Source organism: Paenibacillus sp. PvR098, from assembly GCF_017833255.1.
Classification (GTDB): Bacteria; Bacillota; Bacilli; order Paenibacillales; family NBRC-103111; genus Paenibacillus_G.
On sequence record NZ_JAFIBU010000001.1, the window covers coordinates 1,667,449 to 1,680,136 of the forward strand.

General features: G+C 49.2%; 16 protein-coding genes. 5 read left to right on the forward strand and 11 right to left on the reverse strand.

All coding sequences use genetic code 11. The features are described from left to right. Positions 1 to 159: 159 nt before the first annotated feature. On the reverse strand, positions 160 to 804 hold the full coding sequence (locus tag JOE45_RS08305; RefSeq protein ID WP_348632506.1) for a rhomboid family intramembrane serine protease: 645 nt from the start codon (positions 802 to 804) through the stop codon (positions 160 to 162). A gap of 645 nt (positions 805 to 1,449) precedes the next feature. Between JOE45_RS08305 and JOE45_RS08315 the strand changes: the two genes are divergently transcribed. Further along, the gene (locus JOE45_RS08315; protein ID WP_210020642.1) at positions 1,450 to 1,920 is read left to right on the forward strand and encodes a helix-turn-helix domain-containing protein; all 471 of its coding nucleotides are present in this window, start codon (positions 1,450 to 1,452) and stop codon (positions 1,918 to 1,920) included. A 121-nt stretch (positions 1,921 to 2,041) separates the two neighbouring features. Further along, complete coding sequence (locus JOE45_RS08320) at positions 2,042 to 2,323, forward strand: DUF1450 domain-containing protein (RefSeq protein ID WP_210020641.1); 282 nt, start codon at positions 2,042 to 2,044, stop codon at positions 2,321 to 2,323. Positions 2,324 to 2,348: 25 nt separating this feature from the next. On the opposite strand, the gene queC is transcribed toward JOE45_RS08320, so the two are convergent. From queC to JOE45_RS08340, 4 genes are all read right to left on the reverse strand, one after another. Further along, positions 2,349 to 3,044, reverse strand: coding sequence for a 7-cyano-7-deazaguanine synthase QueC (gene queC, locus JOE45_RS08325; RefSeq protein WP_210020640.1), 696 nt, complete (start codon positions 3,042 to 3,044; stop codon positions 2,349 to 2,351). A gap of 72 nt (positions 3,045 to 3,116) precedes the next feature. Further along, on the reverse strand, positions 3,117 to 3,797 hold the full coding sequence (locus tag JOE45_RS08330) for a 7-carboxy-7-deazaguanine synthase QueE (protein ID WP_210023365.1): 681 nt from the start codon (positions 3,795 to 3,797) through the stop codon (positions 3,117 to 3,119). Positions 3,798 to 3,829: 32 nt separating this feature from the next. Next, positions 3,830 to 4,306 (reverse strand): 6-carboxytetrahydropterin synthase QueD, encoded by a 477-nt coding sequence (gene queD / locus JOE45_RS08335; RefSeq protein ID WP_210020639.1) that lies wholly within the window; start codon positions 4,304 to 4,306, stop codon positions 3,830 to 3,832. A 417-nt stretch (positions 4,307 to 4,723) separates the two neighbouring features. Then, entirely contained in the window at positions 4,724 to 5,731 is a 1,008-nt protein-coding gene (locus JOE45_RS08340; RefSeq protein ID WP_210020638.1) for a hypothetical protein, read from the reverse strand. 191 nt (positions 5,732 to 5,922) lie between these two features. On the opposite strand from JOE45_RS08340, the gene JOE45_RS08345 reads away from it, so the two are divergent. Continuing rightward, a complete protein-coding gene (locus tag JOE45_RS08345) occupies positions 5,923 to 6,015 on the forward strand; it encodes a YjcZ family sporulation protein (protein WP_210020637.1) in 93 nt (30 codons plus the stop codon). 105 nt (positions 6,016 to 6,120) lie between these two features. On the opposite strand, the gene JOE45_RS08350 is transcribed toward JOE45_RS08345, so the two are convergent. The 3 genes from JOE45_RS08350 to JOE45_RS08360 are packed head-to-tail and all read right to left on the reverse strand — an operon-like array spanning position 6,121 to position 9,184. Further along, positions 6,121 to 6,930, reverse strand: coding sequence for a Cof-type HAD-IIB family hydrolase (locus JOE45_RS08350; protein WP_210020636.1), 810 nt, complete (start codon positions 6,928 to 6,930; stop codon positions 6,121 to 6,123). Positions 6,931 to 6,959: 29 nt separating this feature from the next. Further along, positions 6,960 to 7,709: a pseudouridine synthase gene (locus JOE45_RS08355; protein ID WP_210020635.1), complete on the reverse strand. Its 750-nt coding sequence runs from the start codon at positions 7,707 to 7,709 to the stop codon at positions 6,960 to 6,962. Positions 7,710 to 7,711: 2 nt separating this feature from the next. Beyond that, positions 7,712 to 9,184, reverse strand: a complete 1,473-nt coding sequence (locus tag JOE45_RS08360; RefSeq protein WP_210020634.1) for an RsmF rRNA methyltransferase first C-terminal domain-containing protein — start codon at positions 9,182 to 9,184, stop codon at positions 7,712 to 7,714. Between the two features lie 221 nt (positions 9,185 to 9,405). Between JOE45_RS08360 and JOE45_RS08365 the strand changes: the two genes are divergently transcribed. After that, a complete protein-coding gene (locus JOE45_RS08365) occupies positions 9,406 to 9,888 on the forward strand; it encodes a thioredoxin family protein (RefSeq protein WP_210020633.1) in 483 nt (160 codons plus the stop codon). 75 nt (positions 9,889 to 9,963) lie between these two features. Here the strand turns inward: JOE45_RS08365 and JOE45_RS08370 are convergent, their stop codons facing one another. Genes JOE45_RS08370 through JOE45_RS08380 form a run of 3 tightly spaced genes read right to left on the reverse strand, consistent with a single transcriptional unit; the run spans position 9,964 to position 12,339 of the window. Beyond that, positions 9,964 to 10,380 carry a DUF309 domain-containing protein gene (locus JOE45_RS08370; RefSeq protein WP_245246798.1) on the reverse strand — a complete coding sequence of 139 codons (417 nt, stop codon included), beginning with the start codon at positions 10,378 to 10,380 and terminating at the stop codon, positions 9,964 to 9,966. Between the two features lie 35 nt (positions 10,381 to 10,415). Next, entirely contained in the window at positions 10,416 to 11,219 is an 804-nt protein-coding gene (gene yjbM / locus JOE45_RS08375) for a GTP diphosphokinase (protein WP_210020631.1), read from the reverse strand. Positions 11,220 to 11,238: 19 nt separating this feature from the next. Beyond that, positions 11,239 to 12,339: a quinone-dependent dihydroorotate dehydrogenase gene (locus JOE45_RS08380; RefSeq protein WP_210020630.1), complete on the reverse strand. Its 1,101-nt coding sequence runs from the start codon at positions 12,337 to 12,339 to the stop codon at positions 11,239 to 11,241. A gap of 166 nt (positions 12,340 to 12,505) precedes the next feature. Here JOE45_RS08380 and JOE45_RS08385 point away from each other — a divergent pair, with 166 nt between their 5' ends. Next, positions 12,506 to 12,643, forward strand: a complete 138-nt coding sequence (locus JOE45_RS08385; protein WP_210020629.1) for a hypothetical protein — start codon at positions 12,506 to 12,508, stop codon at positions 12,641 to 12,643. Positions 12,644 to 12,688: the final 45 nt, after the last annotated feature.

Here is a 12,688-nt window from a genome sequence, read left to right on the forward strand (position 1 = left end):
AAACGTAAACTCATTTTTTCCATTATACCACTTCAATTTACTTGTGCAACCAAAATAATTAACTTTTGTTTATATTCATTGTCATAGGAGGCCTATAGCAAAAAACGCCGGTGGGGAGCAGTTTCATGCCCTCCACCGGCGACTCCATTGGCAGTGCTGTTAACCCCTATATATTTCCTGTTCATCTTCAACCGGCTTCCGATTTCTTCTTTTGATAAAAAGCACGATCAATGCCATCGTGATCAATCCCCCGAGAAATCCTCCCAAATGTGCATAAATATCAATATTCGGAACGACGAGGGAGTAAATAAACCCGACCCCAATAATCGTAAGGACGATTTGTTTCGTTTGATGGTCAATAATGTCTTTGCGGAATATCGCTAAATATAGATAGGCGGCATAAATTCCATAGATCGCGCCCGAAGCGCCGGCCGAGACAAAATAGTCCTGATGAAACAAGGCGCTGACGATGTTCCCCAACAATCCGCACACCAGATAAAACAGCACATACCGCCATTTCCCTAGTAAACGCTCCAGAGGGGGTGCAAACACGTATAAAGCAAAGCAGTTAAAGAGCAGATGAGCGAATCCGATATGGAGAAACATCGCTGTAAAGTACCGCCACGCCTCTGGCTTCAGATTAGGCAGGTCAAATAATGCTCCGAATTGAAGCAATGTAATGGTATCCTGCGAAGAACCGACCCATTCCATTAGACCAACCAATACCATATGAATACAGATCAATACCGCAGTGACAGGGTACCACTTTATATATTGTTTTAAGCTCTCCGTTCGGCTAAACACGGTGTCCTCATCCTCTCTTCTGTTCCATCGTGACCAATAACCTTCAGACGTAATGATTCCATTTTACTTTAAATGTGCAGTCTGTTCCTAATATATATTAATGAAAATTGTGACGATACAGCAAATCAGTGGAAAACATAAAAAACGCTGCCCTTTGCACTTGCACAACGCAAAGAAACATCGCTTGTCTGTAAAAATGACCACACAAGAGGGGTGGTATCAAATGTCGAACATGCCTTAGGCAGTAGCTATAGCTTTGGTTGAGTGATTCTCTTCGAGAATACATTCCTCACATTTACACATTCCAGCACTGTATAGAGAATGCTTATAATAATGAAACCCGGACGTGAAAACGATTTCACAATTTGTATATTTTAACACATGAATCTCTTCGCATAGAATACAATAGTACATACGGTTTCGACTCCCTTTTAACGTATACGACAATTATATACAAATTGTATCTAAAAACTCCATGACAAAAAATGGATATTCGCTAAATATTTTAGAGATTCTTACTTGAATCACTTATTAACCTTCCAGTTATTGTATTTGCTTTTGTATACTGATATTATATGAATGTTAACCTTTGTTTACTAGATCATGATTCAGTTGTCTATCATCCTTACATTAAGGGGCCTCATTATGGATTTCTATGATCAGTTAAAAGATATGCGCAAATTAAAAGGATTTACGATCCGTGAGCTGGCTGACCGATCCGGCGTATCTGCGGCCTATATCTCACAGCTTGAGAACGGAAATCGCGGCGTCCCCTCACCCGACGTGCTGATGAAGCTTTCGGAAGGACTCAATATGCCTTACACAGAGCTGATGCAGCTTGCCGGCTATTTGGAAAAATCATCTGCAGAGCAAGAGGGCGGTAAATATACGAAGCCCCGCGTCAATTTGCGGCGGTTTCTGCGTGAGAACGATTTGGTCTTTGACGGTGTCGAGCTTACCGAACAGGATAAAGAATGGATTGAGCGAATGCTTACAGTCCTGTTCTGGAAGCAAAAAAAGCTTCAGGGACAAGGGCTGTGCTCATCGGAGAACGAATCGGATGCGAATACTGTGAATTCCGGGGCTTCCAAGTTTACATATGATATTGAAAATTAAAGCATTTTGACGATTTTAAGGCATTCTTCTTTCCCCTGTTGACGAAGGTCAGGCACGCCTATATAATTACAACCGTCGTTAAGTCCTCCATGTAAATTACCGGAGAAAGGATGTGCCGCCTTTGAAATCCGTCTTTCTCGAATATTGCAGCACTAATCTACGGCTGAAAAATGAACAAACCTATGAATATATGGAAGAAAACCATCCTCATCTCGTCCAAAAAGTAAGAGGCTGCTTGGATCACTGCGAACAGTGTAAGCAGAATCCGTTTGTCATTGTCAATCTCCCTAAAAGGTGGTTCGGGTATGAATCGGCATATGTGGAAGCACTCAGTACAGAGAAGCTGATCGATGCGATACAAAAAGAAGTGAAGCCAAATACAAAGTCCGGCTCCTCAAGCTAAACCACAGAGAGCCGGACTTTTGTATTTATTCCTTACCTGTACGATATGGAACCGGATCCGTCGCCTCCGCATCCGCAAAGCCCTTTAACCGCAAACGGCAGCTGTCACAATCGCCGCATGCTTCCTCCTGCCCATTATAGCAGGAGGTCGTGATCTGATATGGCACGCCAAGCCGCATTCCTTCCCGGATAATCTCCGCTTTGGTCCAATGAATTAGAGGCGTCTCAATATGGATCGGACCCCCTTCAACACCTACTCGTGTAGCGAGCGCCATCACTTCCTCCACTTTGTGGATAAACTCCGGACGGCAATCCGGATACCCGCTGTAATCGAGCGCATTCACACCAATATAGATCGCTTCCGCTCCGCTCACCTCGGCATAGGACGTGGCGATCGAAAGAAACAGCAGGTTGCGCCCCGGTACGTAAGTAATCGGGATATCGGAATCTACTCCGCCGCTCTCCCCGGCTGGCGGTACTTCGATGTTATCGTCGGTCAGCGCGCTGCCGCCGAACTCTTTAAGGAATCCAAGCGAAATGACCCGATGTCTGTCCGCCACTCCGTAAAAGCTCGCCACCTGTCGGGCATTTTCGATTTCCCGTTTTTGACGCTGTCCGTAATCGAAGGTAATCGGAAACAGTTCGTAACCCGCCTCTTGTGCAATCCCCATACACGTTGTACTATCCAAACCGCCGCTTAAAATCACGACTGCTTTTTTCATGTTGCAGCACCATCCTTGCCTATACTCTAGTATTCTTCTTTGATTCTCCCATGCGGGAAAACCCAGCTTCGCTTATACGCCGCGCATCGCCGGGTCCCAAATGATTTTATGAAGCTGCATATTCAGCTTTACCTGCGATAATCCATGCTCAAGCAAGAGACTGACAAGCTTATGTGGCGGCATCGTTTCCCATACGGGACTGAACAGGGGCAGTGCAGCCGTCTTGAATGTCTCCAATATTGCTTTGGCTGCCAGGAAATCACGCTCACTGCCGATCACGAATTTCAACTCGTCCTGAGGGCGGAGCATGGACAAGTTCGAGGTTAGCATTTGGTCCTCTTCACCGGAATCGGGCAGTTTGTAATCCATAATGTAGCGTACGATCGGCGAGTTAATCCGTTCGATGAACGGAGAAAGGTCAATGGCTCCATTCGTCTCAATATGCAGATCCGTAAACCTGCCGGTCCCCGCCAAGGCTTCAATCAATGCGGCTGACCGATCCCCATATAGCAGCGGTTCGCCGCCCGTCAGGCACACATGCTTCGATGCATAACGGCTGGCCTCAGCCACAATATCGCCGATGGTCATGACGAATTCGGCTTCCGCGGGCGGGTAGCTGTATTTGGTATCACACCAAGTGCAGCGCAGATTGCAGCCAAACAAACGTACGAATACAGTCGGGAAGCCTGCCCGTGTACCTTCTCCCTCCACCGTTTCGAAAATTTCAACCATGGGCAGCTTGATTTCTTTCATTTCTTTGATTTCCAGACCCTCGGCAGCTTGGTTCACGACGGTTCATCTCCCATCAACTTCGCCGTCACCGCAGCATAGCTGGTCGGCGTTTCCCATAAGCGTACTTCCTCTAACCTTACGGCAGGATGAAGCCCTTCGCTCATCAAAGCGTCCCGAAGTTGCTCATACATCCAGACGACCATGTTTTCTGCTGTGGTATTCATCGGCGGAAGGACTTCGTTCAAATAACGATGATCCAGACGATCGAGTATCCGCTCTTTCGCAATGCGTTTAATATCGGCAAAATCAATCGTAATGCCCCGTTCATCTACCTTGCCTCGCATAACCACCTGCAGCTTATACGTATGGCCGTGCAAACTTTTGCATTTGCCCTCGTAACAGTGCAGATGGTGCGCACTGTCAAACGTAAATTCCTTCGATACCAGCACTTCTCTGTCGTGATATTTGAGCTCGCTCTTCTGTATGTCTTCCCCTAGCATTTGCACTTTTCTGGGGATTTCGTATTCCATTGATCAACACCTCTTTACCCTAGGATAAACGCCTACATCGCCCGCTATGGCCAGAGCGTTCGTCAAGGTGATTCAGATACGGGTATAGAGCCTTGGCGATATACCCGTATCTGAATCAACAAAAAACACCCAACAATTATATCACGCAGGGTCGACTTCTCACAATATGGCGAAACTTGTATAAAAAAGATTAATTTTTTCGTAAAAGGAGTGAAGACGCCGCGGCTGAATCCGGGCAAAATCAATGGTAGTAACGGCTTCGTCTTAGAGCCTTTAGTTAAGAAGTTCAGTCTAACCGAGGCATGGTGAGATCGTGTTGGATCTTGCCGACGCTCTCCGATGCCTTCTTTTCAGCTTTACAGCCACCATAGACACCTACGCACACAAAAGGCTGCCCCAGTGGGACAGCCTTCTCGTTCAATGTACCTGCTCCGTCTCAAACAACACTTCTTCGATCAAACGGTTTTTGTGCATCATAGACAGATTAATCGCCTCATAGTCCTTCTCTTTATCCAACTCTTCCATCAACAAGGTAGCGATCAGCTCACGGTCATCCGTGCTTCCGGGCTCCCGGAAATCAATAAAACCGGTAAGCTGGCGCTCACTGATATCCACCGTAGCCGTTCCGATTGGCAAACCGCCCCGCGATTGCTGATAGATCTCATAAGTCAGCACGTCCCCATCGTCACGGGCCAGCATGATAGAGTACTCGCTTTGCAAATCGCTTTGAAACACATCGGGATCTTCATCCGACAGCAAATCTTCATGAGTCAACTCGATGGTTTCGATGATTTCATTTTGATGCAGCATATGAATGACGAAGTCATCCACTTCATTATCGTCAAAATCAAGCACAAGCATATCCGCGATAATATCGAGCTCGTTCTCTGCCGGTTCAATGAGCCAATCGACTGTTCCTATGACGCTTCGGTCTTCTACTTTGAGAAGAGCTTCGGCAACCCAATCCTCGTTTTTGTCATATACGTGATACTCCACCGAATCATCGTCCTCACCCACAACAACCATCTCATAATCGGCCATTGTGTACTCTTCCCGTTCATTCGGATGCTCATCCTCAAGGCGCGTACCATAGTCCACCCAATCGGAATTGAAAGCTCTGTTATGTGCCGAAGCTACTGCTTCTGTGGCGATCACATGATCATAGCTGCTGTAAGTAACCATCACTTCGCATGCCCGTGCCTGCATGGCGTCCACAAGTGCCTCGACATACATATGCACATCTTCAAATACCTCTTCTTTTTCGTCCTCGGACAGCACTTCTTTCTCCAATTGGAGAGCGCCGGCAATTCGGTCGGATTCCCGGTAAACTAATGTCAATGTCCCAACAAATCGATTTTTGTATAAAATATCGCTAACCTCACCGCCGGCCGTCCTTAAATCCGGCCTTAGCATGACATGCTTCATTCGGGTCTCCTCCAACCTTGCACAGATATGGTTTCCCTCTTATCATGTCCCATAATACCCAAAATTTATGCGCCTTGGGTCATCCGTCCAAACCTATACGGATTTCCGCCATACAATAAAATAGACCGCTGCCCTACAGCACTAAATGTAATCGGCATCGGACACGATCATAACGCCTAGGAGGAATTTCCATGTCTCACATTCACGGTCATTTCACATCGGCGGGTTCGATACTGGTTCTGTTCATCCTATTGGTGATCATTCTGAGCGCAGGCTTATATTAATAAAATCCGTAAAACATCCTGGAAATGAAAAAGGAAGGCTTGGTTATACTCCGAGCCTTCCCTTGTTTTTACTGGTGAAAAAATATATGGTTTTATCGATGATAGCTAATTCGTCGATTCGGTCCAGACATAACGCATCAGCGCCTCTGCCACACCTTCCTCGTTGTTCGACAATGTCACAGTATCTGCTGCCAGCTTGACTTCTTCAGGAGAGTTATCCATGGCAATGCCAAGCCCGGCAAAGCGAAGCATGTCGATATCGTTAAAGTAGTTGCCCATAGCCAGAATAGAGGAAGCTTCAATACCCCACATCTCCGAGAGTTCGCTAAGCGCACGCCCCTTGGATACGGAATTTAACATGACATCGATAAAATGAACACCGCTTCGAATTGCATGAAGCGTAGGCGGTAAGTGAAGCGATCCCAAGTTTTGTTCCACCCGATCCATCGCCTCTTCCGAACCGAACATTGTAAATTTCACAATAGATACGGACATAGCGAGGACATCTTCGACCTGTTCAGGGGCCGCCATATATTTTTCGTACATCGCCGCTTCGGCTTCCCCTACTTTTTCTACATACATATCCCATGAGGTGTTCATATCAAAATGAACTTCCTCGGCGCGGCAGTATTGTACCAGCTCGGCAATATCCTGTATCGGGAAGGCGAATTCATGAAGCAGGCGGGAGCCGGGAGTCTCAACAGTAGCTGCACCGTTATGGGCGATCAGCACTCCCTCAAATCCCAATTGCTCCATAATCGGCACCGAACTCGCCGGAGCTCTGCCGGTACACAGCACGATGCGTCCGCCAGCCTCATGCACCTGACGAAGCGTGGATACCGTCCGCTCCGTCAGCTCATAATCGTCGTTTAACAGTGTTCCATCCACATCAAGCGCAATCAATTTGTATTGCATTCCTATCCATTCCACTTCCTTCTATAGCTCTAGTTGGTTTCACCATGTGCCTTTAATAGCTCTAATTCCACTTCGGTTAATTCACGGTATGTCCCCAATGGAAGAAGCGGATCAAGCTTTAACGGACCCATGGCGATTCGTTTGAGAAAAACGACTTGCTTACCAACCGCTTGGAACATCCGTTTCACTTGGTGAAACTTACCTTCCATGATGGTGAGCTCAATTAGGGAAAGCTCGGATTGCTCCAGGTTCCCCTTGTGCAGGACGTTAAGCTGCGCAGGCATGGTGATGTAACCGTCATCTAAAGTGACTCCAAGGGAGAAAGCAGCTATATCTCCTTCATCCACTACTCCCTCCACCTCGGCATAATACGTTTTGGGCACGTGCTTGCGGGGAGACAGCAGGTTGTGAGCCAGCTTACCGTCATTCGTGAGCAGCAGCAGTCCTTCCGTGTCTTTATCAAGCCGTCCGACGGGAAAAAGATCAAAGTGGGCGTACTGCTGATCCAATAGATCGAGCACGGTACGGTCTCGAGTATCCTCCGTAGCCGAAATGACGCCTTGCGGCTTGTTCAGCATGAGGTAGACGAATTCACGGTACATCACCAGATCTCCGTCTACACTCACCTGATCTCGCTCGGGATGCACTTGCTGACCACTGTCTTTGACCGTTTTACCGTTCACGCTGACTGCGCCGCGTTTCACCAGCTGTTTGATCTCGCTGCGCGTGCCGAAGCCCGTATGGGCGAGCAGCTTGTCTAATCGAAGCGTTGCCTTCATTTCTATGTCCACCTCCATCCGGGAGGATATTCGTTCTTCAGCAGGCCCTCCTGCCATTTGGCCCAGCCGACGGGGTAACCGTCGACACAGACGAGGCAGTAGCCCTTTGCAGGCACACCGTCTCGCGCGGCATGCAGGTCTTCAGGGGCGAGCATCAGCGTCTCGCCCTTCAAATAACGCACGGCTTGCGGATCATCGGCCGTGAAGGTCACGGTGCGCAGCGCATCCTCCACGCGCATCCCCATCGCCAGCGCGTGCGACGGGACGAAGCGCTGGGCAGCGGCGCTGCCGAGGTACCAGCCGGGCCTAATGACCCGGACTCCGTCCAACGGCGGCAGCCCCTCAGGCACGGCGTACACGTGCTCGCCGCGGCATACCAGCCCCGCGGCGTCATACGGGACCGCCGCCAGCTGCTCCGCTGCGAAGCGCGCAAGCGACTCGCGCGGGTCGGTCGCCGCTGCTTTCGCGGGCCGCTTGCCCTCACGGCGCGGCGTCTTTGCGGCCTTCGCCGCAGCCGGCTTCGCGTCCGCCGTCTCCGGCACAGCCGTCCCTCGGTGGCCCAACACCGCCACGAAGTGCCCTTCGCCCGCCAGGCGGTGGGGCCAAAGTCGTGCTGTCCCGGCAACCTCGCCCGCCCGGCTGTCGCTATCGCCAAGCCAATCCGGCCGGCCTGGCATCCAACCGCTGTTCTCCGGCACTGGCTGCACCTCGAACAAAGAATGCGTTTCAAGAAATTCCGCGATCATCGCTTCATTCTCCTCCGGCGAGAACGTACAGGTCGAATATACCATCCGGCCGCCGGGACGCAGCATCTGGGCCGCCTGCTGCAAAAGTGTCCGCTGCATCGCAGCGTACTTCTCAGGCCAATCCGGACGCCAGGCTTTGGCCATGTCCTCTTCCTTACGGAACATGCCTTCGCCCGAGCAGGGGGCATCAATCAATATTTTATCGAAGTAGCCGGCGAAAGGCGCTTTAATCTTGTCAGGGTTTTCATTGAGAACGACCGCGTTACGAACGCCGCTAAGTTCAATATTTTTCACAAGCGCCTTGACCCTATCCGGATGCACGTCATTGGCTACAAGTACGCCTGTCCCCTGCAGCTTACCGGCGAGCTGCGTCGTTTTGCCTCCGGGGGCCGCGCATAAATCAAGCACCCGGTCGCCGGGACGAACGTCCAACAGCTCCACAGGTGCCATAGCGCTAGGCTCCTGTATGTAATATAGTCCCGTATGGTAATGCGGATGCTTGCCGGGACGTTCCCCTTCACGGTAATAGAACCCGGTATTCGTCCAAGGAACCGGCTCTAATTCAAACCGGGTAAGATCCTGAAACTGAGGCGCTGTCAGCTTCAGTGTATTGACACGCAGACCGAACAGCCGCTCCTCATCATAAGATGCCAGAAAGGCCGATATCTCCGCCCCTAGCAAACGCTCCATTTTATCCAAAAATGCTTCAGGCAGCATCATACCCGCCATGGTTTCTCAACTCGCTTTAAATGATCTAAAAAAGGTAATCCCATTGTACTTATTATCGGTTAGCGCTGCAACGAGCGGCTCAAGTTTCCATCACTCGTTAATTTCATCCATAAGTTCGAAATTCCTTCATTTTTAGTGTATGATCTATAGAAGGAATTAAAAGAGTAAGTAACGAATAATTTGATAGAACGTTACACCACTATGAAGAAAAGAGGGGCAATATGAAAAAGCTTGGCATTTATTTATCCATCATCGTCGTACTCTTCGGCGCGCTCTATTTTGTAAACCAGCAGTCCAATCAAGCCAAATACGGGAAGTACAACGATAACGTGTACGGCATCGAACCGAGCAAACTTCATCCCGAAACGCTGAATTTACTTGATGATCCGAACTACCAGAACATTATTTTGCCTGACGCCTTGGACAAGAAAATCTCCGGACAAGAAGATTTCTTCCTTTATTATTTTGCATCCACCTGCTCCCACTGCAAAACAACGACTCCAGTGCTCATGCCGGTAGCCAAAGATTTGAACACGGACATCAAGCAGCTTAACCTGGAAGAATTCCGCGATGCTTGGCAGAGGTACAACATTCAATACACGCCTACATTGGTTTATTACAAGGGCGGTAAAGAAGTAGAACGTCTTGAAGGCGCGCAAGAAGCTGACGCCCTCAAAAACTTCATCTCCAAACACAAACAATAACCGAAGCCATCATCAATCTTATATCGTTTCAATTGAAGCGGCGGGCAACAGCTCCGCTGCTTTTTTCATGGAACTTTAATGATCATCATGAACCTCAGGCGGATGCAGGCGGTATTCTTCCACCAGCGCCTCCAACTGCGAGTCAATAATAACGATATCCAGATCGTAGAAAGCAAACGGTTCTTCCTCCAGACGGAGAAGCTTAACCAAATAGGTCCTACTGTCTTCCCGGAGCCGCTGCAAATCAATCCCAAGGCTGTCCGCCGGATATCCATCCAGCTTCTCGATCGCTGCGGTGAACAGCTTCACAGCCCCGTTCACATTGCCGTTCCGGTAATGGTAAAGGCCTACCGCTACCTGCAGCAGGCCTTGATACAGAGGATTGCGGCCTTCTTCAAGCCATAATTCCTCCATCACTTCGTGACATTCAAAATAATCCCTGGCTTCATTAAAAAAGTATACAAACTGCACGTACAAAGGATCATAAGACAAATTCAAAACCCTCCCCATCCTGCCCGATACCGCCGTTATGACAGAGAACCTTTTTTGGCCCGGGTAATGGCTTCTTCGATTTCGTTGGAAAGACGCTTCAGATGCCATACGTCATCTGTATCCCACAATTCGTTAAAACGCAGCTGAAACTGTGCCGCTTCACGAACCCGGTGGTAAAAATATAGCTCCTGGATGCCGTTGAGCACCCGTGTGACGATATTCGATTTGTCCTCGAACAGCTTCTGCGCTTCCATGATCTCCTCACGGATGATGCTCATTTCCTGATCCAGCAAATAAGCCGCTTCCGCTGCCTTGCTGAGCCGGTTCGTCACTTCTTGCGGCAAGCTTTCACGGTATTTATAATTAAGCGAATGCTCGATGGTCGCCCAGAAGTTCATCGCAAGCGTACGCAGTTGAATTTCAGCTAACACCCGTTTCATGCCGAGCGCTGTTTGTACCGGGTATTCTACGATGATATGATAGCTTCGATAGCCGCTTGGCTTCTTGTTGAGGATATAATCCTTCACATAGATCAGCGTCATATCTTCACGTTTACGAATAAGGTCGGCCAAGCGTTCGATGTCCTCGACGAATTGGCACATGATCCTAATACCCGCAATATCCTCGATGCCCGACTCCAGCTTCTCCATAGGAACGCTTAGACGTTTCGCTTTTTCCAAAATACTTGAAATCCGTTTGACCCGACCCGTGACGAATTCGACAGGCGAGTATTCCTCGCGGATTTTGAGCTCTGCCCGCATCGTTTTGAATTTCACCTTCAATTCCTCGACCGTTTGCTCATAGGGCAGAAGGAATTTTTTCCAATCGCGTCCGTCCATCCTGTCATCCTCCATTTTCCTATCCTCGATGCGCCGAACCAATCGCTTCGGATACATGCTTGAAGCCGTCCTTTCTCAGCAACGCTCGAAGCCCGTCGTTGATCCGTCCGATGAGAGCCGGACCTTCATAAATCAATGCCGTGTAAACCTCGACCAAACTGGCTCCGGCCCGTATTTTCTCATACGCGTCTTCCGCAGAGAAAATCCCCCCTGAACCAATGATAGGAAGCTGACCGCCCGTTGCTTTGTAAATCGCACGGATGAGCTCCGTGGATCGCTCTGTAAGCGGTCGCCCGCTCAAGCCGCCGGTCTCGTTACGGTTTGCATTCCTCAATCCATCACGTGAGACGGTCGTATTCGAGGCGATAATGCCGGAGACGTTGCTCCGCATGATCGTATCCACCGTATACTCCACTTCCTGCGGCTGCAGATCGGGTGCGATTTTCACCAAAACAGGTTTTTCCCTTCCCCCAAAACGCGCATGCTGCTTGCGAACCTCGTCCTTCACTGCGGCAAGCAGCCTGGACAAGTCATCTCCATGCTGAAGATCTCGCAAATCCGGCGTGTTAGGGGAGCTGATATTGACTACGAAAAAATCTCCGTACCCGTAAAGCGATTGGATGCAAGCACGGTAATCTTCCTCCGCTTGCTCGTTGGGCGTTGATTTATTTTTGCCGATATTGATCGCCAGAGGGATCGTCCGTTTCCCCTGATCTCGTAAATTTCGCTTCATTCCTTCGATGCCCACATTATTAAAGCCCATTCGGTTGATAAGCGCGTCGTCCTCCGGCAATCTGAACAGACGCGGCAGCTCGTTGCCCGCCTGCGGCTTCGGAGTTACCGTTCCGACCTCCATAAACCCAAAGCCGATATTCGAAAAGCCAGGTACCGCCTTCGCATTTTTATCCAGTCCTGCAGCTAAGCCGACAGGATTGTTAAACGTAATGCCCCATAGCTGCATCTCCAGCTCCGGTACCGGGCGAACACCCCACACGGAACGAAGCAGCATACGTCCTCCAGGCAATTTACCGGCCGTATGCATTCCGTCAATAATCATATGGTGCGCTTTTTCCGGGTCCATCCCGAACAGTACCGGTTTGGCTATTTTTTTGTACAGCATGCTTCTTTCCTCTCCCCCGCACGTTCTCTCGTCATTCAGTCTCTTTTGACAGTGTATCGTTTTGCAGGACAAAAATAAAGAGGACAAGCCACAAAATCCCCCTGCCATTACGGTTACATTGTGTTACTATATGTTTAAACTCACATTTGCGGAAGGGCTGATGACCATGCCAAAAAAGAAAAACTCTCCTTATTTAAAGCGTAAAACGAATGACCAGCCAAATAAAAAACGGATTATTTGGATTAGCTCCATCTTTGCAGCCATCGTCATCATCATGGCTGTATTGCTCATTCTCGGAAGTTAGCCGTTCCAAGGGCGAGCTTGGAGCCTTCCCCCTGCCAAGTGCCTT

Excerpts from the sequence above, each read along its gene's own strand:
- JOE45_RS08315 (WP_210020642.1), top strand. The coding sequence starts at position 1,450 with ATGGATTTCTATGATCAGTTAAAAGATATGCGCAAATTAAAAGGATTT.
- queC (WP_210020640.1), bottom strand. The coding sequence starts at position 3,044 with ATGAAAAAAGCAGTCGTGATTTTAAGCGGCGGTTTGGATAGTACAACG.
- JOE45_RS08330 (WP_210023365.1), bottom strand. The coding sequence starts at position 3,797 with ATGAAAGAAATCAAGCTGCCCATGGTTGAAATTTTCGAAACGGTGGAG.
- queD (WP_210020639.1), bottom strand. The coding sequence starts at position 4,306 with ATGGAATACGAAATCCCCAGAAAAGTGCAAATGCTAGGGGAAGACATA.
- JOE45_RS08340 (WP_210020638.1), bottom strand. The coding sequence starts at position 5,731 with ATGAAGCATGTCATGCTAAGGCCGGATTTAAGGACGGCCGGCGGTGAG.
- JOE45_RS08345 (WP_210020637.1), top strand. The coding sequence starts at position 5,923 with ATGTCTCACATTCACGGTCATTTCACATCGGCGGGTTCGATACTGGTT.
- JOE45_RS08350 (WP_210020636.1), bottom strand. The coding sequence starts at position 6,930 with ATGCAATACAAATTGATTGCGCTTGATGTGGATGGAACACTGTTAAAC.
- JOE45_RS08355 (WP_210020635.1), bottom strand. The coding sequence starts at position 7,709 with ATGAAGGCAACGCTTCGATTAGACAAGCTGCTCGCCCATACGGGCTTC.
- JOE45_RS08360 (WP_210020634.1), bottom strand. The coding sequence starts at position 9,184 with ATGGCGGGTATGATGCTGCCTGAAGCATTTTTGGATAAAATGGAGCGT.
- JOE45_RS08365 (WP_210020633.1), top strand. The coding sequence starts at position 9,406 with ATGAAAAAGCTTGGCATTTATTTATCCATCATCGTCGTACTCTTCGGC.
- yjbM (WP_210020631.1), bottom strand. The coding sequence starts at position 11,219 with ATGGACGGACGCGATTGGAAAAAATTCCTTCTGCCCTATGAGCAAACG.
- JOE45_RS08380 (WP_210020630.1), bottom strand. The coding sequence starts at position 12,339 with ATGCTGTACAAAAAAATAGCCAAACCGGTACTGTTCGGGATGGACCCG.
- JOE45_RS08385 (WP_210020629.1), top strand. The coding sequence starts at position 12,506 with ATGCCAAAAAAGAAAAACTCTCCTTATTTAAAGCGTAAAACGAATGAC.